We start from the raw sequence: 23,756 nt of genomic DNA, 5'->3' as shown, positions 1-23,756 counted from the left end.
ATCAGCCGCGCCGTTTAGGTATGGCGGACTCCACGAAATAAGCTGGCCCGCATGTGTGGAATCGTCGGATACCTCGGCCCGGGCGGCAACGCAGCGATGCTGCAGCGGATGAACGACAGCCAGGCGCACCGTGGCCCCGACGGGCAGGGCACCTTCACCGATGGCGAGCTCGGCCTCGGCCACCGCCGCCTGTCGATCATCGACGTCGCGCACGGCCAGCAGCCGATGACGACCAAGGACGGCCGCTTCACCATCGTCTACAACGGCGAGGTCTACAACTACCTGGAGCTGCGCGCCGAGTTGGAGCAACTCGGCCACGATTTCACCACCGACTCCGACACCGAGGTTGTGCTGGAGGCGTTCGCGCAGTGGGGCAGCGAGGCGTTCGACCGCTTCAACGGCATGTGGGGCCTGGCGATCTGGGACGGCAAGGAGCAGCGCCTCACCCTGAGCCGCGACCACTTCGGCATCAAGCCGTTGTATGTCGCGCAGTCCGGCGGCACCTTCCTGTTCGCCTCGGAGATCAAGTCGATCCTCGCGTCCGGGCTCTACGAGAAGAAGCCGAACGACCGCACCATCTACCGCTACCTGCGCTTCCGCATCCACGAGGACGGTCGCGAGACGTTCTTCGACGGCATCGAGCGACTCGAGCCGGGGGAGGCGCTGACGGTCGACGCGAGTGGCGTGCAGCGCGCGCCATACACCCGGCTGCGCGAGGAGCTCGCGGAGCTCGCCACCGAGCAGCGCCCGTATGACGATGCCGCCGCCGCGGACTACAAGGCGCGGCTGATCGAGGCGGTCCGCCTCCGGCTGCAGTCCGAGGTGCCGGTCGGCACGTCGCTGTCCGGGGGGCTGGACTCCAGCGCGGTCGCGGTGATCATCAACCAGCTGCTCAACCAGGGCGACGAGACCACCAAGGAAGCGGTCGGCGCCCAGCAGAACACCTTCTCCGCGGTCTTCCCCGGCTCGCTCAACGACGAGGAGAAGTACGTCGACGCGGTGCTCGACATCTGCCGCGGGCATGTCGACGCGCACAAGATCCTGCCGACGGCCGACGAGTTCAAGGCCGACCTGCGTGACTTCATCCGCACCCAGGAGGAGCCGCTGATCTCCTCCGGTCCCTATGCGCAGTATCAGGTGATGCGTGAGGCGACCCAGCACGTCACCGTGCTGCTCGACGGCCAGGGCGCCGACGAGATGATGGCCGGCTACATCCCCTACTACTTCGTCTATCTGCGTCAGCTGCGCGCTCAGGGCGCGACCAAGGCCGCCGCCGAACTCGCCCGCAGCCTCGACGTCCTCTACCGGCTCGGTCGCTTCAAGCTGAAGGCGAAACTCAAGCGCCAGAAGGGGATTGCGGCCACGCAGCTGATGGGCGGAGACTTCGCGAAGAGTTACTCGGGGGAGCGCTACAGCGTCGAGGGCAGCAACCTCAAGAAGCGCCTGATCGAGGACCTCTTCGTGGGCTCGCTGCCGTCGCTGCTGCGCTACGAGGACAAGAACACCATGCGCTTCTCGCTCGAGGGACGCGTGCCGTTCCTCGACAAGGAGGTGGTGAAGTTCATCTTCAGCCTGTCCGACGAGGCGATCATCAAGAACGGCTGGAACAAGCGGGTGCTGCGCGACGCCACCCGCGGGCTGCTGCCTGAGTCGATCAACCGGCGCCGCAATAAGATCGGCTTCACCACCCCGCAGGGCGAGTGGTTCATGCGGCTGAAGAACCACTTCTACGGGATCTTCCTGTCGGAGTCTTTCGCGAACCGGCCCTACTTCGACCAGCCCGAGGTGCTGCACGCCTTCGAGGGCTGGATCAAGGGCACCAATGACGTCGACTCGATGATGTTCTGGCGGCTGCTCAACATCGAGCTGTGGCTGCGCGAGTTCTTCGACGAGCACGAGCCGGAGGACGAGGCGCCGGTCCGGATCAAGACCGACCTGGAGGCCAACGAGGGCAAGGAGCTCGACCTGGTCACCGCAGGTGGGGCGACCGTACGCCGCTACCCGCTGCGCACCGAGCTGTTCAGCCGGGAGGACGACCTCGACGCGCGCGTCGCCGACGAGGTCGACGGCTTCTTCAAGGAGCTCGACGCCGACCCGGAGCACGCCGCGCAACTGGCCGGAAAGCGTTGGTACTTCTTCATTTCCGAAAAGATCGTCGCGATCACCCAGGGCCGTTCCTACTTCATCTGGGACATCAACGTCGGCCGTCCGGCGCGGGTGCTGTCCAAGTACGTCACCCGCACTCCGGCCGGCATCGGGCTCGGCTCGCCGTTCACCATGCAGCTGGCGATCCAGGAGGCCGGGCTGCCGCGGGTGCTCTACGCCAGCGCCGGCGGCGCGGTCGGCAAGCTGATCGGCAAGCGCGGCATGTTCTACGAGCTGGTCGGCGGCGACATCCGCGCGATCGACGGGCCGACCGAGTATTCCGCCTACCCGTCCAACGTCTCGGCGAAGCTCGCGCCGAAGGACCCCGACGAGGTGTCGGCCCGGCTGTCGGCGCTGATCCGGTCGCGGGTGCCTGCGGCATACGCGCAGACCTTCGGGGGCACCGTGGTGATGGACGCCAACGACATCGGCCGCAACGTGCTCGGCACCGACGTCGCCGGCGACCGCACCCGGTTTGAGGAGATGTTCGCCGACAACCCGCTCGGTCAGGGCGGTGAGCAGACCCCGATGGCGATCGTGGTCGAGCGGTAAGGGCTACTCCGCCCCGTACTTGTTGTGCAGGTGCACCGGGTCGCTCGCCGGCTGATGCCGGCGGGCGGCCTGTCGCTTGCGGTAGGTCAGGTTGAGCGCCTCGACCGCGATCGCGAAGGCGATCGGGCCGTAGATCACGGCCTTGTCGAGCTTGACGTCGAACCCCTCGGCCAGCAGCGTCGAGCCGATCAGCACCAGGAAGCTCAGCGCGAGCATCTTCACCGTGGGGTGCTCGTTGACGAAGGCGCTGATCCGGCCGGCGAGGACCATCATCAGGCCGATCGACAGCACCACCGCCGCCACCATGATGTAGAGCTGGTCGACCATGCCGACCGCGGTGATCACCGAGTCGAGCGAGAAGACCATGTCGATCAGCAGGATCTGCACGATCACCCGGGCGAAGGTGGAGGACTTGCTCGGCGTCGTGTCAGCGCCGTGCTCCTCCACGCCCTCGAGCTTCTCGTGGATCTCGGTGACCGCCTTGTAGACCAGGAACGCACCGCCGACAATCAGGATCAGGTCGCGGCCGGACAGTTGCAGGGCCGAGGCGTCGCCGATCGAGATCAGCGTCGACTTCAGGCCGATGATCCACGAGGCGACCATCAGCAGCAGGATGCGCAGCACCAGCGCCAGGCTGAGGCCGACGAACCGGGCCTTGGGCCGCTGGTGCTCCGGCAGCCGGCCGGTGAGGATCGAGATGAAGACGACGTTGTCGATGCCGAGCACCAGCTCGAGCGCGAAAAGGGTCAGGAACGCGACCCACAGGTCTGGGCTTGAGAAGAAGTCCATAGTTACCGCCCCTAACGTCGCAGGTATGGCGTGCAGTTCCGCGCGATGGCGCGGTCAGCGCAGTATGCGTCGCCGGGTAGACTGGATGAAACTCCGCCGGCATCGCCGACGGAATGCCCCGCCATACCCCAAGGAGCTGTTGCCCCGTGAGCCTCAACGTCGAGATCGTCGCCCCCGACCGCAAGGTCTGGAGCGGGGAGGCCAAGCAGCTGTCCGCCCGCACCGTCGAGGGTGAGATCGGCATCCTGCCGGGTCACTCGCCGATGCTCGCCGTACTCGGCAACGGTGAGGTGCACATCGACCCGGTCGACGGCAAGCGCAGCACGATCACCATCGACGGCGGCTTCATCTCGGTCGACAAGGACCAGGTGCGCCTGGTCGCCGAGCGCGTCGACGCCACGGCCCTCACCGCCTGAGCACCGGATGGCCGCGACGATCGACTGGATTGGGGTCGGTCTCGCGTGCCTGGTGTTGCTCATCGTGCTGGTGCTGGCCGGCATGGTGCTGCGGCGCCGACTGATCGCCCGCGGCGAGCCGATGGCGCTGGTCGCGGTGGCGCGCGGTGAGGATGGTTGGCAGCTCGGGATGACCCGGCTGACCACCCACAACGTGCAGTGGTTTGCCCTCGTCGGACTGGGCCTGCGCCCGGCCCGGGTGTGGGCCCGCGGCGAGCTCGACCTCGGCTCGCCGGCGCAGATCACCGGCAACCGGCCGATCGCGATCATGGACCCGGTCCAGGTCGACTGTTCTGCCGACGGTTCCACCTTCCGGATTGCCGTGGCCCGCGGCGACTACACGGCGCTGCGCTCCTGGTCGGAGTCCGCGCCCCCGGGCCGGGGCGTCAACGTCGCCTGACCGGTCGCTCGTCAGGTGGCGGTCCGCGCGACCCTGACGGCGATTCCGACCGGTGACGGCGAGATCTCACCGTCACCGGTCGGACGGACCGTCAGCGTCGGCGAGCGGGTGCGGGTTCAGCCCTCGGGTTGGGACTCGCGGCCGCCGCCCGGTTGCCAGAGCACGTCGCCGCCGCGCGGCAGGTTCGCCACCCGTGCGGCGAGGAAAAGCAGATCCGAGAGCCGGTTGAGGTAGGTCGCGGTGAGCGGGTTGACGCCGCCGGCTCCGCGTTCGCTGCCGGCCGGGGCGGGTGCCTCGCCATACATCTCGACCGCGGCCCAGGCAGCGCGCTCGGCTCGACGGGCGACCGTGCGGGCCACGTGCAGCCCGGCAGCACCGAGCGTGCCGCCCGGCAGGATGAACGACCGCAGCGTCTCCACCTCGTCGGACAGCCGGTCGCAGTCCGCCTCGAGGTCGTCGATCCACGGCTGCCTGACCCGCAACGGCGGATGCTCGGGGTCTTCGACGAGCGGGGTGCACAGGTCTGCGCCGACGTCGAACAGCTCGTTCTGCACCCGGGTGAGCATGGTGACCAGGTCCTCTCGCAGGTCACCGCCGGCGAGCGCGAGCCCGATCGCGCTGTTGGCCTCGTCGGTGTCGGCATACGCGATCAGCCGCGGATCGTTCTTGCTGGTCCGGCTGAAGTCGCCGAGGGCGGTGGTGCCGGCGTCACCGGTGCGGGTGTAGATGCGGCTCAGGATCACCATGCGGTCATCCTCCCAGCCGCCGCCATACCGCCGAACAGCCGCCTGGCGTTACCGAGTCGTTGCCTGATTTACCGAAATGTGACCTCGAGGTGTTCAACGATTGGTGATCCTCGTGCGTCAATACATGCGGACGAGGAGATCAACCACGACAGGGAAGGTGGCAAGACGATGGCTCGATCGGGGGATCGCGAACCAAACTCGACCACCATTGAAGTACTCCAGCCCGGGGCCGAAATCGCCGTGCACGGAGCGCTCGACGTGCATTCGGTGGCGGATGTGCGCAACGCACTGAGTCGCGCGATCGACGACGGCGCGGGCGATCTGGTGCTGCATCTGGGCAGCGCCGAGATCGGCGACGCGACCGGTTTGGGCGTGATTGTCGGTGCGCACCACCGGGCGATGCGGGCCGGCCGCAAGCTGGTCCTGGCCGACGGCTCGGCCCGCCTTGAGCGCCTGATGCGCGCGACCAAGCTGAGCCGAGTCATTCCGCTGGGCCGCTCGACGCTGTCGCAGCCGGCCGCGCTGCCTGCCTGAAGCGTCAGGAGATCGCGGTCGCCGCTGCGCGCCGCGGATCGCCGGCAGCACCGAGGTCACCCTGGGCGGTGCGGTATGCCGCGCCGACCCCGCCGAAGTACATCGCCAGCGCCTGGTGCTCTACGTCGTCGTAGCCGAGCTGCCGGATCGCCTCGGTGATCGCCGGCTCCGGCTCGTGGTCGACCTGCACCCGCTCCCCGGTCAGTTGCACGTGCAGCCGGGGCGCGTCGATGGCCGCCTGCAGGTCGTCGCCGGTGAGGCAGTAGCGCGCAATCACCTGCGAGAGCGCGGTGGTGATCCGGTCGGCGCCGGGGCTGCCGATCGCAAGCGTCACGCCGTCCGCGCTGCGTGCGGTGGTCGGTGCCATGTTGGAGGCGAGCCGGGTGCCGGGCGGCAGGGCGTGCAACCCGAGGCGGTTGAGCTCGGGCTCACCGAGGCAGTTGTTGAGCACCAGGCCGGTGCCGGGCACGGTCACTCCGGAGGAGTAGCCGGCCGAGGTGGTGATCGCGCACGCCATCCCGTCGCCGTCCACCACCGAGACGTGCGCGGTGTCGGTGCTGGTCGGCAGCGACTCCAGGCCGGTGGTCTCCAGCGCCAGCAGCAACTCGCTTCCGGCGAATCGCAGGTCGTGGGCCAGGTCCAGGTGGGTCGCTCGATAGCCCAGCACCAGACGCTGGATCTCGATCAGCGTCATCGGGTCGTGTCCGCGCTCGCCGATCGACCGCAGCATCGCGGTGAGCACCGGCCCGCCGATCGACGGAGGCGGGTTGAGCGCGACATCCCAATGGCCGACGATGGCGCGGCTGGCCGGCCGGCGAACCGCTCGGTATGACGCCAAGTCTTCGCGCCCGATCAGGCCGCCCTCGGTGGTCATGTGATCGGCAATCGCCCGGCCGAGGTCGCCGGTGTAGAGCGCCGAAACACCTTCGGCAGCAATGACTTCCAGCGATCGAGCCAGATCGTCGTTGGTCAGGAGGGTGCCCGGGCCGACCGGCCGGTCGCCGTCGTAGTGCTGGGCCCGGGTGACCGGGTCGAAGCCGTAGAGCTCGGCGCCGACCAGCTGCAGGTAGCTGCCGGCCGCCTGGCCGACCCGAAAGCCGCGAAGCGCGGCGTCGATCGCCGGGGCGAGGATGTCCGCCCAGCTCGCCTTGCCGAATCGTGTGTGGGCGAGCCCGTAGGCGGCGAAAGACCCTGGCGTCGCTGCGGATCCGGCGCCGGCGAAGACGGTGATCCCGCCGCCGTAGTCGAGGTCGATCTGCCGCAGGCCGTGCCCGAACCGCTCACGGGGTGCGGCCCGCCCCGGCATCTCGCAGTTGCCGTCCACGACCTCCGGGTCGCTGTCGGCCGGCCAGACGTTGACGAAGGCACCGCCGAGGGCGCTGACGATCCCGGGCTCAGTGACGTAGGTGACTGCCTGCGCCGCGATCGCGGCGTCGACCGCAGTGCCGCCGAGAGCGACGACGTCGAGGCCTGCTTGCGCGGCGAGTGCGTTGGGTGCGGCGATCGCGGCTCTCGTCATACGGGATCCTGAGGTGCTAGAAGAGCCGGGCTTCGGCGTCGTCCATGCCCTTGAGCGCCTCGTAATCCAAGGTGACACAACGGATCCCGCGGTCCTCGGCGAGCACGCGTGCCTGCGGTTTGATCAATTGCGCAGCGAAGACGCCGGTCACCGGGGCCAGGTGCGGATCGCGGTTGAGCAACTCGAGGTAACGGGTCAGTTGCTCCACGCCGTCGATGTCGCCACGTCGCTTGATCTCCACCGCGACCGTCGCTCCGGCGGAGTCGCGGCACATGATGTCCACCGGCCCGATCGCGGTCATGTATTCGCGCCGGATCAGGCTGTACCCCTCGCCGAGGGTGTGGATATGCTCGGCGAGCAGCGCTTGCAGCTGCGCCTCGACGCCGTCCTTGACCAGGCCGGGGTCGACACCGAGGTCGTGGCTGGAGTCGTGCTGGATCTCGTGGATGCGCACGTGCAGCCGGTCCTCGGACTTGGCGTGCTGCACCGACCAGACCGCGACGACACCTTCCTCGCGCTCGTCGTCGGTCGGGTCGAGTTGCGCCATCGAGCAGGGCGGCGACATCCAGTTGAGCGGCTTGTAGGAGCCGCCGTCACTGTGGATCAGCACCGAGCCGTCGGCCTTGACCATCAGCAGCCGGGTGGCGAGCGGCAGGTGGGCGGTCAGGCGGCCGACGTAGTCGACGCTGCACCGGGCTATCACAACGCGCACGGTCAGCCACCCTAACCGCTTACGGGGCCGCGGCGGTCACGTCGTCCGACAGCCGTTGCGCCAGCCAGATCGGGATGATCGAGATAAGGATCATCACCACCGCGACGACGTTGACGATCGGTGCCTGGTTGGGCCGGAACATGTTGTTGAAGATCCACAGCGGCAGGGTGTCCTGACCGGCGCCGGCGGTGAACGTGGTCACCACGATCTCGTCGAAGCTAAGCGCGAACGACAGCAGCATCCCGGCGACCAGGGCGGTGCGCAGCTGCGGGAAGGTCACCAGCCGGAAGGTGGTCCACACCCCGGCGCCGAGGTCGGCCGACGCCTCTTCCAGGTTGCCGCCGACCTGCCGCAGTCGGGCCGCGACGTTGTTGAAGACGGTGACGATGCAGAAGGTGGAGTGCGCGATCGTGACGGTGAGGATCGACAATCGCAGGTCGAGGATGCCGCGGAAGGCGTTGTTCAGCGCGATACCGGTGATGATGCCGGGCAGTGCAATCGGCAGCACCACCAATAGGTTCACCCCGGTGCGGCCGAAGAACTGGTAACGCGACAGGGCGAGCGCGAGCAGCGTGCCGAGCAAGGCGGCGACGACGGTGGCGACGATGCCGACTTGCACGCTCGTCCACAGCGCCTCGCGTGCCCCGTCGTTGTGGATGGCGCGGGACCACCACTCACCGGTGAAGCCCGGCGGTGGCCACTCGAAGGCCTGGCTGGTGTTGAACGAGTTGACCACCACCAACATCAGCGGGATATACATCAACAGCAGGATGACCCCGGTGATCGCCGCGAAGGCGCGACGGGCTCCCTTGGACAGAATCATTGGTATGCCTCCTGATTCAGAGCCGGTCGAGCGCACCGGTGCGCTTGGCCACGACGAGGTAGATGCCCATGATCACGATCGGGATGATCGCCACCGCCGCCGCGAGCGGCAGGTTGTTGGCTGCGCCCACATCGGTGTAGATCAGCGTGCCGAGCATCTGCTTGGTGCCGCCGACCAGGCGCACGGTGATGTAGTCGCCGAGCGTGAGTGAGAAGCTGAAGAGCGAGCCGGCGACGATCGCCGGGACCATCATGGGTAGCACGACTGAGCGCAGGGTGCGACCAGTCTTGCCGCCGAGGTCGGCCGAAGCTTCCAGTAACGAGTTCGGCACCCGCTCGAACCCGGTGTAGATGGGCAGGATCACGAACGGCAGCCAGATGTAGGCCTGGGTGAGGATCACCGCGGTGACGCCGTATCCCGGTGTCCAACCGAGCACCTGCGACAGCAGGCCTTTGCCGGACAGCAGCGACAGCCAGGCGAACGCCTTGACCAGGTAGCTGGCCCACAGCGGCGTGAGCACGGCGATGACCAGCCAGCGTCGGGTGCGTGGCGCGGCGATCTTGCCCATGTAGAACGCGATCGGCAGCGCGATCACGACATCGATCGCGGTGACCGCGATCGCGATCCCGAGGGTGCGCAGGGTGACCGAGCGGTAGAGCTGCTCGGTGAGCACCGCGTGCACGTTGTCGAAGGTGAAACTGCGATGAAGCTCGCCGGTCATGTTGTCGACCGACCAGAACGCGGTCAGCAGCACCGCGAGGATCGCCACGACATACACGAGGCCGAGCCAGAGCAACGGCAGGCTGAGCAGCATGCCGAGCCGCAGCTTCGGTTTGCGGTCCAGCACGGACGACAACCGGCGGGCGGGCGACGGTGAGGGGGCCGACGGCGCGGTCGGCGCTTCACGGGTTTCGTTGACAATGCTCATCATTCGCACCCTTAGCCCTTCATTGCCGTCCACGCGGCGGTCCAGTCCGCGTAGTTGGTGCACTTGACGCCCTTGCGGCCGTCGAGGCACTCGGTGGTCGGAGTTCGCCAATACCAGAGCTGGTTGGCGTACTTCTCGTCGGCCGCGTGGTACTGCTCGCAGAATCCCTTCTCGGTGTACTTGCAGGCGTCGGCGTTGGCCGGCGATTCACCGAAGTACTGCGCTGATTCGGCGTTCACCTTCGGACTGGTGATGTAGTCGACCCACTTGTAGGAGCAGTTCGGGCGTGAGGTGTAGGACGAGATCATCCACGAGTCACTCCAGGCGGTCGCGCCCTCGCGCGGCACGATGCCTTTGATATTGGGCTTGTCGATTGCGTTGATCGTCAGCTGCCACGCGGTGCCGAGGACGGTGTCGCCGCCAGTGAAAGCCTGCTGTTCGGCGGCGTAATCCGACCAATAGGAACCGAGGTTCGGCTTCTGTGCCGACAGCAGCTTGACTGCCGCGTCGAGCTGGTTGCTGTCCAGCGCATACGGGTTCTTGATCTTCAGCTCCGGCCGGTGCTTCATCAGGTAGAGCGCGGCGTCGGCGATGTAGATGGGGGAGTCGTACGCCGTGACCTTTCCCTTGTACTTGCTTGCTTCGCCGAAGACCGAATCCCATGACGTGGGAGCGGGTTTCACCACATTCGTGTTGTATGTGAGCAGGTTGGCGCCCCAGCCCTGCGCGATGCCGTAGGGCTTGCCGTCGAACGTGGTCCACTCGGTGTTCTTCAGGAACGGGAAGATTTTCGGCCAACTGGTGAGCAGGTCGGTGTTGAGCGGTTGCACCTGTTTGCCCAGCCAGAGCCGTGTGGTCAGGTCCCCGGAAGCGGCGACGACGTCATATCCACCGCTGCGCATCAGGTTGAGGGCCTCGTCGGAGGTGCCGTAGTTCTTGTACTCGACCTGACAGCCGGTCTGCTGCTCGAACGGGGTGACCCAGTTGACGCTCGGGTCGTCGGTGCCGTCCTCGACGTATCCGGGCCAGGTGAGCACGACGACCTTGCCCTCGCCCTTGCCCACTTCGGTGCGAGGTGAGAGGACAGCCGTGCCGTTGATCGTGCCGCAACCGGCGGCGGTGAGCGCGAGTGCGAGGGTGCCGCTCACCGAAAGGGCAAGTCTGCGTGTGCGTTTCGTCATCAGCCAACGTCCTCCAGCTCGCGCAGGTCGCGTTCGGCAAAGCTGACCTGCACCGTCTGTCCGCGCCCGGCTGTGTCGCGCGAGTCGTGCGCCTCGACGACGGTGATCCGTGGTCCGCTCGTCAGGTCGACCAACACGCGCTGACGGCCGCCGAGGTAGATCGTCTCGGCGATGGTGCCGTCGGCCGCGATCCGTCCCTCGGTATGGCGCCCCGCGCGATCCTCGATCCGCACGTCCTCGGGGCGCACCGAAAACGCGCCCGGACGGCCGAGCACGGCCTGTGCGTCGTCGCCGGTGAAGATGTTCGAGGTGCCGACGAAGCCTGCGACATACGTATTGAGCGGGTGGGCGTAGATCTCCTCCGGGGTGCCGAGCTGGACGATCTTGCCCGCGTTGAAGACGGCCACTCGATCGCTGAGGGTGAGCGCCTCCTCCTGGTCGTGGGTGACGAAAATGAAGGTGATGCCGAGGCTGCGCTGCAGTTCCTTCAGCTCGACCTGCATCTGCTCGCGCAATTTCAGATCGAGGGCGCCGAGCGGCTCGTCGAGCAGGAGCACCTTCGGCTGCACGACGATCGCGCGTGCCAGCGCGACGCGCTGGCGCTGACCGCCGGACAATTGCTGCGGACGACGGTCGGCGAGGTGGTCCAAGCGCACCTTCGCCAGCGCCTCCGAGGCCCGAGCCCGCCGCTCGGACCGGCTGACGCCACGGACCTTGAGGCCGTAGGCGACGTTGTCCCGCACGCTCAGGTGAGGGAACAGCGCGTAGTCCTGGAACACGGTGTTGACGTCACGGTCGAAGGGCGCCGTGCCGGTGACGTCGTTGCCGTGCAACAGAATTCGGCCGTCGGTGGGCTGTTCGAAGCCGCCGATCATCCGCAGCACGGTGGTCTTGCCGGACCCTGACGGGCCGAGCATCGAGAAGAACTCGCCGTCACCGATTTGCAGGTCGAGGCCATCGACCGCAGCCACGTCGTCGAAGCGTTTGGTGAGGCCCTCCAGGGCGATCGCCGGTGGCGGCGACATGGTCTGCGCAGTCATGAGGTTCCTTCCGGATGCGCGGCGACGGAGCCGCCTGCGGTGCCTGACGTTGCGAAATCATATAGAGTTAAATAATAAATGTTAAGGGTCTGGCGGAACCTTCTTCGCGGTGCGACGTTCAGCAGCGTGGAGGCGGGTAACGGCAGGAAGGAACGACGATGGCGACTGGGGCGGCGCGATCCGGCACGCCGGCGCAGCCGCGCGCCCGGGCGGCGGTGTTCGGCCGCATTGGCGACGCGTCACGGATCGAGCAGGTCGAGAGCCGGCTCATCGAGGCGATCGTCTCCGGAGTCCTGGAGGACGGCGAACGGCTACCCAGTGAGCCCGAATTGGCTTCCCTGCTGGGGGTCTCGACGATCACCGCACGGCATGCGCTCAACACGCTGCGAGAGCGCGGCTTGATCGAGACGACCCGTGGCCGAGGCGGTGGCAGCTTCGTGCGGCGTGCCGGCCTCGACGCCGAGAAGATGCTGCGCGGACAACTCGCCGGTCTGACGCGAGTGGATCTGGACGACCGGGCTGCGTCATACCTGTTGATCGTGACGGGGTGCGCCGAACTCGCCGCCGAGTTCGTCGACGCGGACGACGCGGCGCTGCTGCGCGAGATCCTGCCCGGCGCGGACGAGGGTGCGGGTGCCTGGCGGTCCGCAGAGGCCGAACTCTTCGTCGCGATCGGCGCTCTCACCCGGTCGGCCCGGGTGACCCGGCAACTGATCGCCGTCGAGTCACTTTTCGGCTGGGCGTTCCGCCTTCCGTATGCCGAAGCGGACTACCGTGAGGAGACGCGTGCACGCTTCGAGGAGTTGATCGATGCGCTCGCCGCTGGCGACGGCGATGCTGCTCGCCGGTTGATGCGGCAGCACCTCGACCTCGCGATCGACCAGTTGCTCCGGCTGCACGCCGCACTTCGGAAGTGAGGGCAGAGGGCGACGTGACGACCACAGGGCACAAGAGCGAGGAGTTGGTGGCCTGCAGCCAGGAGGTGGATCGCTTCCTCGGTGAGCTGCTGGTCGACGTCCGCGCCATCGGCGCGGCGGCACGGGCCGCGTTCGGGGACTCTGCACCGACTGCCGGCCGCCTGACGTCTGCGGTGGAGCCGGGGGTCAACGAACTCATGGACCGACGCGATGATCTGCAGGGATGCGGGTTTGTCGTGGCGCCAGGCATTTTCGCCGATCGCGAGCTCTTCCTCGCCTGGTGGCAGGGACGGCCGCGCGCATTCCTGGGCGAGGCACGCTCGGTCACCGGTGAGGCGCTCGACTACACCCGGCAAGCCTGGTATCGCGCGCCGGCGACGACGGGTGCGGAGCAGGTAACCGGGCCCTACGTCGACTACGTCTGCACCGATGAATACGTCGTCACGGTGACTGCTCCGGTGGCGGACGATTCCGGGCGGCTGCTCGGTGTCGCCGGTGCCGATCTGCTGGCCGCAACGGTCGAGGACTGGGCGTTGCCGTTGCTACGCACCGTCGGCGGCCGGGCCACCCTGATCGGCACGACCGGTCGTGCCGTGGTGTCGCTCGACCCGGCGGTGCGACTGGGCAGGGCGGTCGCGCAATCCGCGATCCGGGAGCGCGTGGTCTGCCGGGTGGCTCCGATGACCGTCGCGCAGCTGTAGTCGGCCCGGCTGTCAGACTGACGGCATGGTTTCTGACATCTCCACCGTCGGTGTGATCGGGCTCGGCACCATGGGTGCTGGCATCGTTGAAGTCTTCGCCAAGGCCGGCAAGCAGGTATACGCGGTCGACAACACTGCCGAACTCGCCGAGCGCGGAAGGGGATTCGTCACCAAGTCGCTGGATCGGGCGGTCTCCAAGGGCAAGCTCGAGCAGGCGGTCCGGGACGAGACACTTGGCCGGATCACCTTCACCTGCGACCTGCAGGACCTGGCCGACACGGACCTGGTGATCGAGGCCGTGCCGGAGCGGATGGAGATCAAGAACGCCATCTTCGGCACGCTCGACGGCATCGTCCGACAGGACGCGATCCTCGCCTCCAACACCTCCAGCCTGTCGCTGACCGCGATCGCCGCGGCGACCGAGCATCCGGAGCGCGTCGTGGGCATGCACTTCTTCAACCCGGCGCCGGTGCTTGCGCTGGTCGAGGTGATCCGGACCGTGCTGGTCGACCCGCAGGTGGTCGACCAGGTGCGCGAGCTCGCCATCGGGCTCGGGAAGAAGCCGGTCGTGGTCGGCGACCGTGCGGGCTTCGTGGCCAACGCCCTGCTCATTCCCTACCTCGCCCGGGCGATCCGGCTCTACGAGACCGGCAAGGTGAGCCGGGAGGACCTCGACAACGCGGCCCGCATCGGCATCGGCCTGCCCATGGGGCCGCTCACCCTCAGCGACCTGGTCGGCCTCGACGTCGTCAAGGAGGTGTGTGACGTCATGTATGACGCCACGAAGCGCCCGAGCGACGCGCCCCCTGCGCTGTTGCAGCAGCTCGTCCTCGCCGGCCGGCTCGGTCGCAAGACTGGCCAGGGTTTCTACGACTACGGCGGGCAGGCCGCCGAGGAGCAGGCGCCGCAGGCATCGCCCTTCACCAGGGCGGCGGTCGTCGGAACCGGTGAGGTGGCAACGGCTTTCGCGGATGCGCTGCGCAAGGCAGGGGCCGAGGTCACCGTCGTCGACGACCCCGAGGCCGATGTCGAAGGACTGAAGGGGATGCCGCTGGTGTTGCTCACCGGTGGCGACGAAGCCGACTGCGACGAGTGCAACGCCGGCGCCTGCCTGGTGGCCGACGACGACGCGGATGCAAGTGACTGCGCCTGCTGCGGCGGCGCGGCGCCCGGCAACTGGTTCCCCGAGGTTGCCGAGGTGCTCGATGCCAGCAGTGTGGTGCTGGCCGCCGACGAGGCGAGCGAATTGGCACTCGAGGGAAATCTCGAAGACGGCGTCACGGTCCTGCCGGTGCGTCTGCACCAGGAGACCAAGGGCGGTCAGGTGGCCGAGATCGGCGTACCGCTCGACGCGACGGCGGAGCACATTGCGCAGGTTCGGGCGACGTTCGACGCCGCCGGGCTGGTGCCGGTGGTCGGTCCGGCGCGTCCCGGCCTCGTTGTCGATGCACTGCTCTTCCAGCACCTCAATGACGCGGTCGCGATGGTCGACGCGGGCTATGCCACCGCGCAGGACATCGACACCGCGATGACTGCCGGATGCGGTTATCCCACAGGGCTGTTCGCGATGCTGGACCAGCTCGGTGCGGTGCCGGTCGCCGAGGGACTTGCCGAGCAGAGCGCGATCGAGACAGCCGCCGCACCCGACCCGCTGCTGTTGGAGCATGCGGCCGCCGGACGTCCGTTCCTCGCCTGACGAGGCCAGCAGTGCCGCGCCGCAATCGACCGGACCGCGGACGGGGCGCGCGGGGTCGCGGCCCCGGTCCGACGTCGCGACCGGAGGTGTCGCGACTGCTGGACGCCGGCGTGCGCACCGAGAACTACCTCGGGCGTTCGTGGCGGGTGCGTGACCTACGCGGCAACAGCAACGGCCGCGCCTATGTGTGTCCGGGCTGCCAGCAATCGCTGTCGTCGGCACTTGCGCATGTGGTGGTGTGGCCGGATGACGGCCTGGGCGACGTCTCGGACCGGCGGCACTGGCACACCGCATGCTGGGCGGCGCGCGATCGCCGACCGCCCCGCGGATCGTGGAGATGATGAGGATCAGATGGCAGAACTTGTCGAAATACGAGCCAACACGGTGCTTCGCGCCGATCGTCGCGAGATCGGCCTGGAGACCGCCGACGGGTTGAGCCTCGTCGGAGAGTTGGCGGTGCCCGCGGACCGGCCACCGAGGGCAACTCTGGTGACCCTGCATCCGCTGCCCACGCACGGCGGCTTCATGGACAGTCACGTCTTCAAGAAGGCGTCCTACCGGTTACCCGCACTCGCCGACCTCGCGGTGCTGCGCTTCAACCTGCGCGGGGTGAGTTCCCCACGGGGCACGTCCGACGGCAGTTTCGGAGGCGGCAAGGATGAACGCTACGACGTGGCCGCCGCCATCGAGTTCGCGGAATTCTCCGAGGCACCTGCGCTGCCGAAGAGGTGGCTGGTGGGATGGTCCTTCGGCACCGACCTTGCGCTGATGTACGGCAACGACCCGTCGATCGAGGGGCTGATCCTGCTGTCCCCGCCCTTGCGCTTCTCGCAGCCGGAACACCTTGCCGTCTGGGCGGATTCGGGTAAGCCGGTGATCTGTCTGGTGCCCGAACTCGATGATTACCTGCGGCCCGCGGAGGCGATCGAGCGATTTGCCGCGATCCCGCAGGCCCGGGTGATCGGCGTCACCGGCGCCAAGCACCTGTGGGTGGGGGAGCACTACGTGCGCCAGGTGCTGGACGAGATCGTCCGAGCCGTTGCGCCGGAGGTGAGAACGCCGTTGCCGTCCGAGGCGCCGGCGGACCTGATCGTGAGCTGAATCAGACGGCTGCGGCCGGCTATTTCCGCAGCGTCGCAGGCCACCGCCCCGGGCCGAGAGCGCCCGCGACCCATCCCGACTGGACAATCGTCAAGCAGAGTCGATACGTTGCTTGACGGCCGTCCAAAAGGACGGCACATCGCTGACAGCTGGGAGGCTGCGTATGGGTGGGGCCAAGGAATCGTCCGGGATCAGTCGGCGCAAGGTGGCCAAGAGTGCCGCCTGGTCAGTGCCGGCCGTCGCACTGGCCGGCGGGGCACCGGCGGCGAGCGCTTCTCCCGGCTGCTCGGTGACCGTCTGCGATGTCTGCGCGGTTTGTGTCTCGGCGACCTCGGTCCGGCTGGATTTCACCGTGCAGAACGACTCCGCCGAGCAAGTCGTCACGATCAACTCCATCAAGGGCCCGGGCGCCAGCGTGTGGTCGGGTCTGCCCACTCAGTTCACCGCGCCTCCCGGGAGGTCGATCGGGGGAGTCACCGTCAGCGTCGCGCTGGCCGGTGATGGTGCCGCGACCATCACCTACTCGGTGTGTGGTCAGACGCGGACCGCGTCCGTCGACATCCGCCGCTGATCACGGCGCCCGCCTGAGCCGTCGCACTCGCCGGCGCGACTGTCTCCTGCCCGTCCGGTGTCCGGACGAATGACCAGGGTGAACTAGACGACTGGTCATGACAGCCGTATGGTCACTGGTTGCTGATTCAACCGGATCAGTAGCCAATCCGACCAGGGGTGGGAACTTCACATGGTCAACAAGTCCAGTCAGTCCAAGATCTCGCGACGAACGGTCGCGAAAGGCGCCGCGTGGACGGTGCCCGCTGTGGCCCTCGCTGCGAGTGCTCCGGCCGCCAGCGCGTCGCCGGCCACCTGCGACGTCAGGATCACTGGTGTCGGGGTGAAGTACCCGACCGAGAAGTCGGTCGAGTTCGACTTCACCGTCAACAACAACTCCGGTGCCTCGCAGGACATCACGATCGTGTCGATCGAGGGCCCCGCGAACACCGTGTGGTCCAACGTCAGCCCGGGCGTCGTCCCGGTGCCGGCGGGCGAGTCGACCGCAGTGGTCACCGCCGACCGCACGAACAACGCCAACGGTGACGCAGTGATCACCTACCGCGTCTGCGGCCAGACCTACACCACGAGCGCCTACGTCTCGATCTGATCGGTCCGCCGGTTGCAACAGCCGAGACCCGCTGGTCGGGTCCGCTCAGCGAGCGGGCTCGACCAGTTCGACCAGTACACCCCCGGCGTCCTTCGGGTGCACGAAGTTGATCCGGCTCCCGGCCGTGCCGCGACGCGGCTCGTCATACAACAGGCGCAGTCCGCGCTCGCGCAGCGCGGCGCTCACCTCGTCCACCGAACGCACCCGATAGGCGAGCTGTTGCAGACCGGGCCCGGAGCGGTCGAGGAACTTGGCGATCGTCGATTCGGGGGTAAGCGGCGCCAGGATCTGCAACGCGGCGCCCGGCTGGGAACCCGGAGCGACCATGGCCTCGCGGACCCCTTGATCCTCATTGGTCTCCTCGTGCGTCACCGTCATACCGAGCACGTCGGTGTAGAAGGAGAGGGCTGCGTCGTAGTCGGGTACTGCGATGCCGACGTGGTCGATGCATTCGAACAGGTCCGCGGGAAGAGCGCTCATGGGCACAGCCTAAAATGAGACGCATGACACAGCCTGACGCGTCCACCGACCGCACCCCCGTCCTCGTTGCCGGAGCCCGCACCCCGATGGGCAAGTTGCAGGGGTCGCTGGCGGGCTTCAGCGGCGCCGACCTCGGCGGCTTCGCCATCAAGGGAGCCCTCGACAAGGCAGGTGTGTCGGGCGACCAGGTGCAGTACGTCATCATGGGCCAGGTGCTGACCGCGGGCGCGGGGCAGATGCCCGCCCGCCAGGCGGCCGACAAGGCCGGCATCCCGCTGACCGTCCCGTCGCTGACGATCAACAAGGTCTGCTTGTCCGGTGTCGACGCAATTGCGTTGGCAGCACAGCTGATTCGCGCCGGTGAGTTCGACGTCGTGGTTGCCGGCGGCCAGGAGTCCATGAGCCAGGCGCCGCACTACCTGCCAGGCAGCCGTGGCGGCTACAAGTATGGCGATGTCACGATGAAGGACCACATGGCGCACGACGGCCTGTGGGATGCGTTCACCGACCAGGCGATGGGTGCGCTGACCGAGCAGGCCAACGTCGGCGACCGCCACGTCTCCCGCGAGGAGCAGGACGCCTTCGGCGCGCGCAGTCACCAGCTGGCGGCTCGCGCGTGGAAGGACGGCATCTTCGACGACGAGGTCGTCTCGGTGCAGATCCCACAGCGCAAGGGCGACCCGATCGAGTTCCGTGCCGACGAGGGCATCCGCGCCGAGACCACCGCCGAGAGCCTGTCCGGGCTGCGTCCGGCCTTCGCCAAGGACGGCACGATCACCGCGGGCTCGAGCTCGCCGATCTCCGACGGCGCCGCCGCGGTCGTGGTGATGAGCAAGGCCAAGGCCGACGAGCTGGGTCTGCCGTGGCTGGCCGAGATCGGCGCGCACGGTGTGGTCGCCGGCCCCGACTCCACGCTGCAGTCGCAGCCGGCCAATGCGATCGTCGCGGCGTGCGCCAAGGAGGGCATCCAGCCCGCCGACCTCAATCTGATCGAGATCAACGAGGCCTTCTCGGCGGTCGGCATCGTCTCGACCCGCGAGCTCGGCGTCGATCCCGAGATCGTCAACGTCAACGGCGGCGCGATCGCCATGGGCCACCCGATCGGTATGTCGGGAGCCCGCCTCACCCTGCACCTCGCGCTCGAGCTGGCCCGCCGCGGTGGTGGCGTCGGCGCGGCCGCACTCTGCGGCGGTGGCGGCCAGGGCGACGCGCTCATCGTGCGAGTGCCCCAGCGGGTCGAGCTGGACAGCGACACCTCGCTTTCCGGCCAGGCCTGAGGCCCGCCCTGAGCAGGATGTCCCGGCGCCGGCCCGATGTGCCGGCGCTTGTCGAAGCAGCCCGGGCGGGTCAGCCGCGCGCCGTCGCGCGGCTGATCACCCTGGTCGAGAACGCCGACCCCGCGCTGCGCGCGGTGATGGAGCGGCTTGCGTCATACACCGGGAACGCGCACATCATCGGACTCACCGGCAGTCCCGGGGTCGGGAAGTCGACCACCACCAGCGCGTTGGTCGGTGCGATGCGGGCACGGGGAATGCGGGTCGGGGTGCTCGCGGTCGACCCGAGCTCGCCGTTCTCCGGCGGTGCACTGCTCGGGGACCGCATCCGGCTGATCGACCATGCACTCGACGACGGTGTCTATATGCGGTCGATGGCCAGTCGCGGTCATCTCGGCGGCCTGTCGTGGGCGACTCCGCAGGCGCTGCGCGTGCTCGATGCCGCCGGCTGCGAGGTGATCTTCCTGGAGACCGTCGGGGTCGGGCAGAGCGAGGTCGAGGTGGCCGCGCTCGCCGACACCACGATGGTGCTGCTCGCGCCCGGCATGGGCGACGGCATCCAGGCGGCGAAGGCCGGAATCCTCGAGATTGCAGACGTTTTCGTGGTCAACAAGGCCGACCGGGACGGGGTCGACGTCACGATGCGCGACATCCGCGGCATGATCAGCCTGGGCGAGCGCAAGGAGGCGGGTGACTGGCGTCCGCCGGTCGAGAAGCTCGTCGCCGAGAAGGGTGACGGGCTCGATGACGTGGTCGCCGCGCTCGACAAGCACTGGCAGTGGCTGCAGGAGACGGGTGAGTTGCAGCATCGCCGGGAGCGTCGGGCCGCCGAGGAGATCGAGGCGATCGCGGTGCGCACGCTGCGGCAGCGCATGGGCAACCTGGACGGAGCCGGCGACCTCGCAGCGCAGGCCCAGGCCGTCGTCGCGGGGGAGCAAGACCCCTACACCGCAGCCGATCGCATCGTCGAACATTTGTAAGTGCGCGCGGGCGTGGCTTCCGGCATACAGTTGACCAGTGAAGCCTCCGCAGCCCGCCATCGTGCTCGTCGGCGACCAGAACGCCGAGCAGATGCAGCACGAGTTCAATCGCTACTCCGACGACTACCGAGTCGAGTTCGCCCGCGGGCTCGGTCCCGCAATGGCGCTCGTGCAGTCCCTGCTTGCCCAGCATGTCGAAATCGCCCTTTTCGCAGTCGAATTCAGCCAACCAGATGCACCCGGCCTCATCACCATGGACTGTCTGCACGCGGTCAGCGCGACATCGCGTCGTGTCATCCTCTACGGCTGGGGCGAGTTCAAGGTCAATCGGGAGACCTTCCGGGAGGCGCAGAGCGAGGGCCGCATCGAGGCCGCGCTCGCCGTGCCGCGCGGTGAGCGGGACGAGGAGTTCCACACCGCGATCACCGAGCTGTTGTCGGACTGGGCCTGGAGCTCCAGCAAGCCGGTGGTCGAGGCGGTGCAGGTGATCTCGCCGGCCGGCAATGCCCAGGCGGGCCGCATCCGCGACTTCCTGGACCGGCTCGGCGTGCCCTCTCGCAGCTACGAACCGGACGCACCGGTGGCGCAGGAGATCCTGGCCGACGTCGAGTGGCCGGACGGTGCGCCGGCATACCCGGTGGTGACCTCACAGGTGAGCGGACCGATGGTGCAGCCGGAGATCGCTGATCTGGGCCGGCGGCTCTACGCGATGGACGACTTCGACGAGGACGACGTCTTCGACCTGGCGGTCGTCGGCGCCGGCCCTGCGGGTCTGGCCGCGGCGGTGTACGGCGCGTCGGAGGGCCTGGCGACAGTCGTCTTCGACGCCGAGGCCATCGGGGGCCAGGCCGGCACGAGCTCGATGATCCGCAACTATCTCGGCTTCCCGCGCGGCATCTCCGGCATGCGGCTGGCGCAGCGGGCGCGCACTCAGGCGGCTCGCTTCGGTGCCAAGCTCTACTCGGCGCGGCCGGTCGAGGGCGTGGAGTTCGGCACCGACGGCGGCATGCACCGCCTGCGGCTGGCCGACCGCGACGTGCGTGCGCGGGCGTTGATCATCGCGACCGGCGTCGCCTACCGGCGGCTCGGCGTGGAGCGGATCGAGGACTTCGTCGGACTCGGCGTGCACTACGGCGCCGCGACCAGCGCCGCCCGCGACTGCCAGGGCAAGGACGTCATCGTGGTCGGCGGCGGCAACTCGGCGGGCCAGGCCGCCGTGCACCTGTCGCGCTTCGCCCGCTCGGTGAAGATCGTGGTGCGGCGGCCGGACCTGTCCGAGACGATGTCGGACTACCTGATCCGCGAGATCGAGGCCAACCCGCGCATCGGCGTGAAGGGTTGCGCCGAGATCGTCGATGCCGGCGGCACGAACAAGCTGGAGTGGATCACGTTGCGGGACAACGAAACCGGGGCGGAGTTCCAGAAGCCGTGCGCCGGGTTGTTCCTGCTGTTGGGCGCCACGCCGTCGTGCGACTGGCTGTCCGACGAGGTTGCGCTCGACGAGAAGGGCTTCGTGCTGACCGGTCGCGACGTGCCGATGGAATCCTGGGTGGACGGCTGTCCTCCGGAGCCGCTCGGCACCACCGTGGCTGGGGTCTTCGCGGCCGGCGACATACGGTCGGGATCGATGAAGCGGGTTGCGTCGGCCAGCGGTGAGGGCGCGGCCGCGATCCCGTCGGTGCACGCCTATCTCGCTTCGATCGCGCCCCGGGTCGAGCCGGTCGACGTCGCCCCGGCGTAGGTTTGGGGGCATGCTCTTCGCCTTCTCCATCGCACCCGGCACCACCGACGACCCGGACGGCTCGGTGAGCGCGGCCGTCGCCGACGCGATCCGCGTCGTGCGCGAGTCCGGGCTGCCCAACGAGACGACCTCGATGTTCACCACGATCGAGGGCGACTGGGATGAATGTATGACGGTCATCAAATCCGCATGCGAGGCGGTCGCCGCCCGTAGCCCGCGGGTCAGCCTGGTGCTCAAGGCGGATATGCGGGAAGGCTTCACCGGACAACTCACCGAGAAGGTCGAACGCATCGAGGAGCAGCTGCGTCATCCCGGCGCATGAGCGCCGACTTCCGCATCGAGCCGTTCGCAGACGCCGACGCACGCGAGCTCGCCACTCTGCATATGCAGGTATGGCGGGACACCTACGCCGGGATGCTGTCGCAGGCCTACCTGGACTCCATGGAGCTCGAGCCTCGAATAGCTCACTGGCGAAAGCGGATCGGCGTCGCCAATGCACGCGAGCACGAGGCGGGCGGTGAGGTCGGCGGGGTGCGCTATCGGTCGCGGCTAGCGCGTCACCTGCCGAGCGGACGGATCGCCGGTTTCTGCCAGGTCGGCGCCGCCCGCGACGAGGACGCCCCGGTGCCGCAGGAGCTCGGTGCGCTCAACGTGCTGCGCGACTTCCACGGCACCGGGGTCGCCCAGCAACTGATCGACGCGACGCTGGGGGAGCTGCAGGCATACCTCTGGGTCGTTGAGCAAAACCTTCGCGCCCAGTCCTTCTACGCCAAGGTCGGGTTCGTGCTCGACGGCGGCCGGCAGCGGGACGACGAGCTGGCAGCCGATGAGCTGCGGATGGTGCGTCGCGCTCAGCGGTAGAGCAGCGGCTTGATCTTCGGATCGTCGATGTTGGTCTTGTCGTACCAGAAGTAGCCGGTGTCGATCTTCTTCGGAAGAGGTTCGCAGCGCAGCGCTTTCATCGCCGAGGCGACGACCTGCTCACCGATGCCGATGGGGTTTTGCGTGATCGCGCCATACTCCAGCCCCGACCTGATGGCATCCAACTGGGCGCCACCTGAGTCGAAGCCGACGACGACCACCTTGGTGTTGCCGCTCTCCTTGACGCCCTGCACCACGCCGGCGGCGGCACCCTCGTTGGTGCCGTAGATGCCGGCAAGGTCGGGATGGGCGGCGAGCAGTGACTTGGCCAGGTTGGCCGACTTCGACACGTCGCCGGCGCCGTACTGCGGGGTCAGCAGCTTCACCTTGGGCGCGTTTTTCTTCATCCAGTCGACGAAACCGTCACGTCGGTCGATCCCGGAACTGCTGGTCTGATCGTGCACGACGAGGCCGACCGTCCCCTGATAACCGATCTTCTCCGCCAGGTGTTTGGCAGCCGCGGCTGCCGCGGTCCGGCTGTCAGTTGCCGCCGTGGTGAGCGGCACCGGGGATTCGACACCGGAGTCGAAGGCGATCACCGGGGTCTTGGACTGTTGCAGCTGGGTCATGATCGGGGCGACAGCCTTGGAGTCCAGTGCGGCGAAGCCGACCGCGTCGGGGTTCTTGGTGATCGCGGTCTTGAGCATGTCGATCTGCGCCTGGATCTCGGCCTCCGTTGCCGGCCCGTTGAAGGTGATCGTCGCGCCCTCCTTGGCTGCCTGCTTCTTTGCACCGGCATTGACGGCTTGCCAGAACTGATGCTGAAAGCCCTTGGAGATGATCGCAATGTAGGGCTTCTTGCCCTTCGCGATCGGCTTGCAGCCGGCCTCGACACCTGCGGAGTTGCTGCCGCTGCCGGCGACCTCCGCCTGGTAATCGCTGGCCCGCATGCAGCCGGCGGTGCCGGTGGCAAGGAGCGCCGCGGCGATCACCGCGGCCGGTCGCGTCATACGTGGGGACAT

The 23,756-nt window shown here is 68.0% G+C and carries 26 protein-coding genes; 16 read left to right on the top strand and 10 right to left on the bottom strand.

Annotated elements, in window-relative coordinates; genetic code table 11:
* Nucleotides 1-51: 51 nt before the first annotated feature.
* Nucleotides 52-2,697 carry an asparagine synthase (glutamine-hydrolyzing) gene (gene asnB / locus N2M23_RS09180; protein ID WP_265444920.1) on the top strand — a complete coding sequence of 882 codons (2,646 nt, stop codon included), beginning with the start codon at nucleotides 52-54 and terminating at the stop codon, nucleotides 2,695-2,697.
* A gap of 3 nt (nucleotides 2,698-2,700) precedes the next feature.
* Here asnB and N2M23_RS09175 read toward each other — a convergent pair whose 3' ends face one another.
* On the bottom strand, nucleotides 2,701-3,486 hold the full coding sequence (locus N2M23_RS09175) for a TerC family protein (RefSeq protein ID WP_265444918.1): 786 nt from the start codon (nucleotides 3,484-3,486) through the stop codon (nucleotides 2,701-2,703).
* Between the two features lie 146 nt (nucleotides 3,487-3,632).
* On the opposite strand from N2M23_RS09175, the gene N2M23_RS09170 reads away from it, so the two are divergent.
* Entirely contained in the window at nucleotides 3,633-3,902 is a 270-nt protein-coding gene (locus N2M23_RS09170) for a F0F1 ATP synthase subunit epsilon (RefSeq protein ID WP_265444917.1), read from the top strand.
* A gap of 7 nt (nucleotides 3,903-3,909) precedes the next feature.
* On the top strand, nucleotides 3,910-4,341 hold the full coding sequence (locus N2M23_RS09165; protein ID WP_265444916.1) for a DUF2550 family protein: 432 nt from the start codon (nucleotides 3,910-3,912) through the stop codon (nucleotides 4,339-4,341).
* A 116-nt stretch (nucleotides 4,342-4,457) separates the two neighbouring features.
* Here N2M23_RS09165 and N2M23_RS09160 read toward each other — a convergent pair whose 3' ends face one another.
* Complete coding sequence (locus tag N2M23_RS09160) at nucleotides 4,458-5,087, bottom strand: cob(I)yrinic acid a,c-diamide adenosyltransferase (RefSeq protein WP_265444915.1); 630 nt, start codon at nucleotides 5,085-5,087, stop codon at nucleotides 4,458-4,460.
* A gap of 168 nt (nucleotides 5,088-5,255) precedes the next feature.
* On the opposite strand from N2M23_RS09160, the gene N2M23_RS09155 reads away from it, so the two are divergent.
* Entirely contained in the window at nucleotides 5,256-5,621 is a 366-nt protein-coding gene (locus N2M23_RS09155; protein WP_265444913.1) for an STAS domain-containing protein, read from the top strand.
* A 4-nt stretch (nucleotides 5,622-5,625) separates the two neighbouring features.
* On the opposite strand, the gene N2M23_RS09150 is transcribed toward N2M23_RS09155, so the two are convergent.
* Genes N2M23_RS09150 through N2M23_RS09125 form a run of 6 tightly spaced genes read right to left on the bottom strand, consistent with a single transcriptional unit; the run spans nucleotide 5,626 to nucleotide 11,824 of the window.
* Nucleotides 5,626-7,140 (bottom strand): gamma-glutamyltransferase, encoded by a 1,515-nt coding sequence (locus tag N2M23_RS09150; RefSeq protein WP_265444911.1) that lies wholly within the window; start codon nucleotides 7,138-7,140, stop codon nucleotides 5,626-5,628.
* A 16-nt stretch (nucleotides 7,141-7,156) separates the two neighbouring features.
* Nucleotides 7,157-7,852, bottom strand: a complete 696-nt coding sequence (gene nucS, locus N2M23_RS09145; protein WP_265444910.1) for an endonuclease NucS — start codon at nucleotides 7,850-7,852, stop codon at nucleotides 7,157-7,159.
* 19 nt (nucleotides 7,853-7,871) lie between these two features.
* Nucleotides 7,872-8,675 carry an ABC transporter permease gene (locus tag N2M23_RS09140; protein ID WP_265444909.1) on the bottom strand — a complete coding sequence of 268 codons (804 nt, stop codon included), beginning with the start codon at nucleotides 8,673-8,675 and terminating at the stop codon, nucleotides 7,872-7,874.
* Between the two features lie 16 nt (nucleotides 8,676-8,691).
* Nucleotides 8,692-9,603, bottom strand: a complete 912-nt coding sequence (locus N2M23_RS09135) for an ABC transporter permease (protein WP_265444908.1) — start codon at nucleotides 9,601-9,603, stop codon at nucleotides 8,692-8,694.
* Nucleotides 9,604-9,614: 11 nt separating this feature from the next.
* On the bottom strand, nucleotides 9,615-10,784 hold the full coding sequence (locus N2M23_RS09130) for an extracellular solute-binding protein (RefSeq protein WP_265444907.1): 1,170 nt from the start codon (nucleotides 10,782-10,784) through the stop codon (nucleotides 9,615-9,617).
* Entirely contained in the window at nucleotides 10,784-11,824 is a 1,041-nt protein-coding gene (locus tag N2M23_RS09125) for an ABC transporter ATP-binding protein (RefSeq protein ID WP_265444905.1), read from the bottom strand. The genes N2M23_RS09130 and N2M23_RS09125 overlap by 1 nt, the downstream gene beginning before the upstream one ends.
* Before the next feature lie 158 nt (nucleotides 11,825-11,982).
* On the opposite strand from N2M23_RS09125, the gene N2M23_RS09120 reads away from it, so the two are divergent.
* The 7 genes from N2M23_RS09120 to N2M23_RS09090 all read left to right on the top strand — a co-directional run bounded on the left by N2M23_RS09120 (nucleotide 11,983) and on the right by N2M23_RS09090 (nucleotide 17,398).
* Nucleotides 11,983-12,741 carry a FadR/GntR family transcriptional regulator gene (locus tag N2M23_RS09120; protein WP_265444903.1) on the top strand — a complete coding sequence of 253 codons (759 nt, stop codon included), beginning with the start codon at nucleotides 11,983-11,985 and terminating at the stop codon, nucleotides 12,739-12,741.
* Nucleotides 12,742-12,755: 14 nt separating this feature from the next.
* Nucleotides 12,756-13,442: a cache domain-containing protein gene (locus N2M23_RS09115; RefSeq protein ID WP_265444902.1), complete on the top strand. Its 687-nt coding sequence runs from the start codon at nucleotides 12,756-12,758 to the stop codon at nucleotides 13,440-13,442.
* Nucleotides 13,443-13,467: 25 nt separating this feature from the next.
* A complete protein-coding gene (locus tag N2M23_RS09110) occupies nucleotides 13,468-15,138 on the top strand; it encodes a 3-hydroxyacyl-CoA dehydrogenase family protein (protein ID WP_265444900.1) in 1,671 nt (556 codons plus the stop codon).
* An 86-nt stretch (nucleotides 15,139-15,224) separates the two neighbouring features.
* Nucleotides 15,225-15,479 (top strand): hypothetical protein, encoded by a 255-nt coding sequence (locus tag N2M23_RS09105; RefSeq protein WP_265444898.1) that lies wholly within the window; start codon nucleotides 15,225-15,227, stop codon nucleotides 15,477-15,479.
* Between the two features lie 10 nt (nucleotides 15,480-15,489).
* Nucleotides 15,490-16,239, top strand: coding sequence for an alpha/beta hydrolase (locus N2M23_RS09100; protein WP_265444897.1), 750 nt, complete (start codon nucleotides 15,490-15,492; stop codon nucleotides 16,237-16,239).
* A 163-nt stretch (nucleotides 16,240-16,402) separates the two neighbouring features.
* Nucleotides 16,403-16,810: a hypothetical protein gene (locus tag N2M23_RS09095; protein ID WP_265444896.1), complete on the top strand. Its 408-nt coding sequence runs from the start codon at nucleotides 16,403-16,405 to the stop codon at nucleotides 16,808-16,810.
* A 171-nt stretch (nucleotides 16,811-16,981) separates the two neighbouring features.
* Nucleotides 16,982-17,398 (top strand): hypothetical protein, encoded by a 417-nt coding sequence (locus tag N2M23_RS09090; RefSeq protein ID WP_265444895.1) that lies wholly within the window; start codon nucleotides 16,982-16,984, stop codon nucleotides 17,396-17,398.
* 45 nt (nucleotides 17,399-17,443) lie between these two features.
* Here the strand turns inward: N2M23_RS09090 and mce are convergent, their stop codons facing one another.
* A complete protein-coding gene (gene mce, locus N2M23_RS09085; RefSeq protein ID WP_265444893.1) occupies nucleotides 17,444-17,878 on the bottom strand; it encodes a methylmalonyl-CoA epimerase in 435 nt (144 codons plus the stop codon).
* A 23-nt stretch (nucleotides 17,879-17,901) separates the two neighbouring features.
* Between mce and N2M23_RS09080 the strand changes: the two genes are divergently transcribed.
* The 5 genes from N2M23_RS09080 to N2M23_RS09060 are packed head-to-tail and all read left to right on the top strand — an operon-like array spanning nucleotide 17,902 to nucleotide 22,734.
* On the top strand, nucleotides 17,902-19,155 hold the full coding sequence (locus N2M23_RS09080) for an acetyl-CoA C-acetyltransferase (RefSeq protein ID WP_265444891.1): 1,254 nt from the start codon (nucleotides 17,902-17,904) through the stop codon (nucleotides 19,153-19,155).
* A 17-nt stretch (nucleotides 19,156-19,172) separates the two neighbouring features.
* The gene (meaB, locus tag N2M23_RS09075) at nucleotides 19,173-20,132 is read left to right on the top strand and encodes a methylmalonyl Co-A mutase-associated GTPase MeaB (RefSeq protein ID WP_265444890.1); all 960 of its coding nucleotides are present in this window, start codon (nucleotides 19,173-19,175) and stop codon (nucleotides 20,130-20,132) included.
* Between the two features lie 37 nt (nucleotides 20,133-20,169).
* Nucleotides 20,170-21,873, top strand: a complete 1,704-nt coding sequence (locus N2M23_RS09070; RefSeq protein WP_265444888.1) for an NAD(P)/FAD-dependent oxidoreductase — start codon at nucleotides 20,170-20,172, stop codon at nucleotides 21,871-21,873.
* A gap of 10 nt (nucleotides 21,874-21,883) precedes the next feature.
* Entirely contained in the window at nucleotides 21,884-22,195 is a 312-nt protein-coding gene (locus tag N2M23_RS09065) for an MTH1187 family thiamine-binding protein (protein WP_265444886.1), read from the top strand.
* The gene (locus N2M23_RS09060; RefSeq protein WP_265444885.1) at nucleotides 22,192-22,734 is read left to right on the top strand and encodes a GNAT family N-acetyltransferase; all 543 of its coding nucleotides are present in this window, start codon (nucleotides 22,192-22,194) and stop codon (nucleotides 22,732-22,734) included. The genes N2M23_RS09065 and N2M23_RS09060 overlap by 4 nt, the downstream gene beginning before the upstream one ends.
* On the opposite strand, the gene N2M23_RS09055 is transcribed toward N2M23_RS09060, so the two are convergent.
* A complete protein-coding gene (locus N2M23_RS09055) occupies nucleotides 22,725-23,756 on the bottom strand; it encodes an ABC transporter substrate-binding protein (protein WP_265444884.1) in 1,032 nt (343 codons plus the stop codon). The two genes, N2M23_RS09060 and N2M23_RS09055, sit on opposite strands and share 10 nt — an antisense overlap.

Source organism: Flexivirga meconopsidis (assembly GCF_026162425.1).
Lineage (GTDB): Bacteria > Actinomycetota > Actinomycetes > Actinomycetales > Dermatophilaceae > Flexivirga > Flexivirga meconopsidis.
Note: the sequence above shows the minus strand (reverse complement) of the source record. Positions and strands in the feature narration are given on the sequence as shown.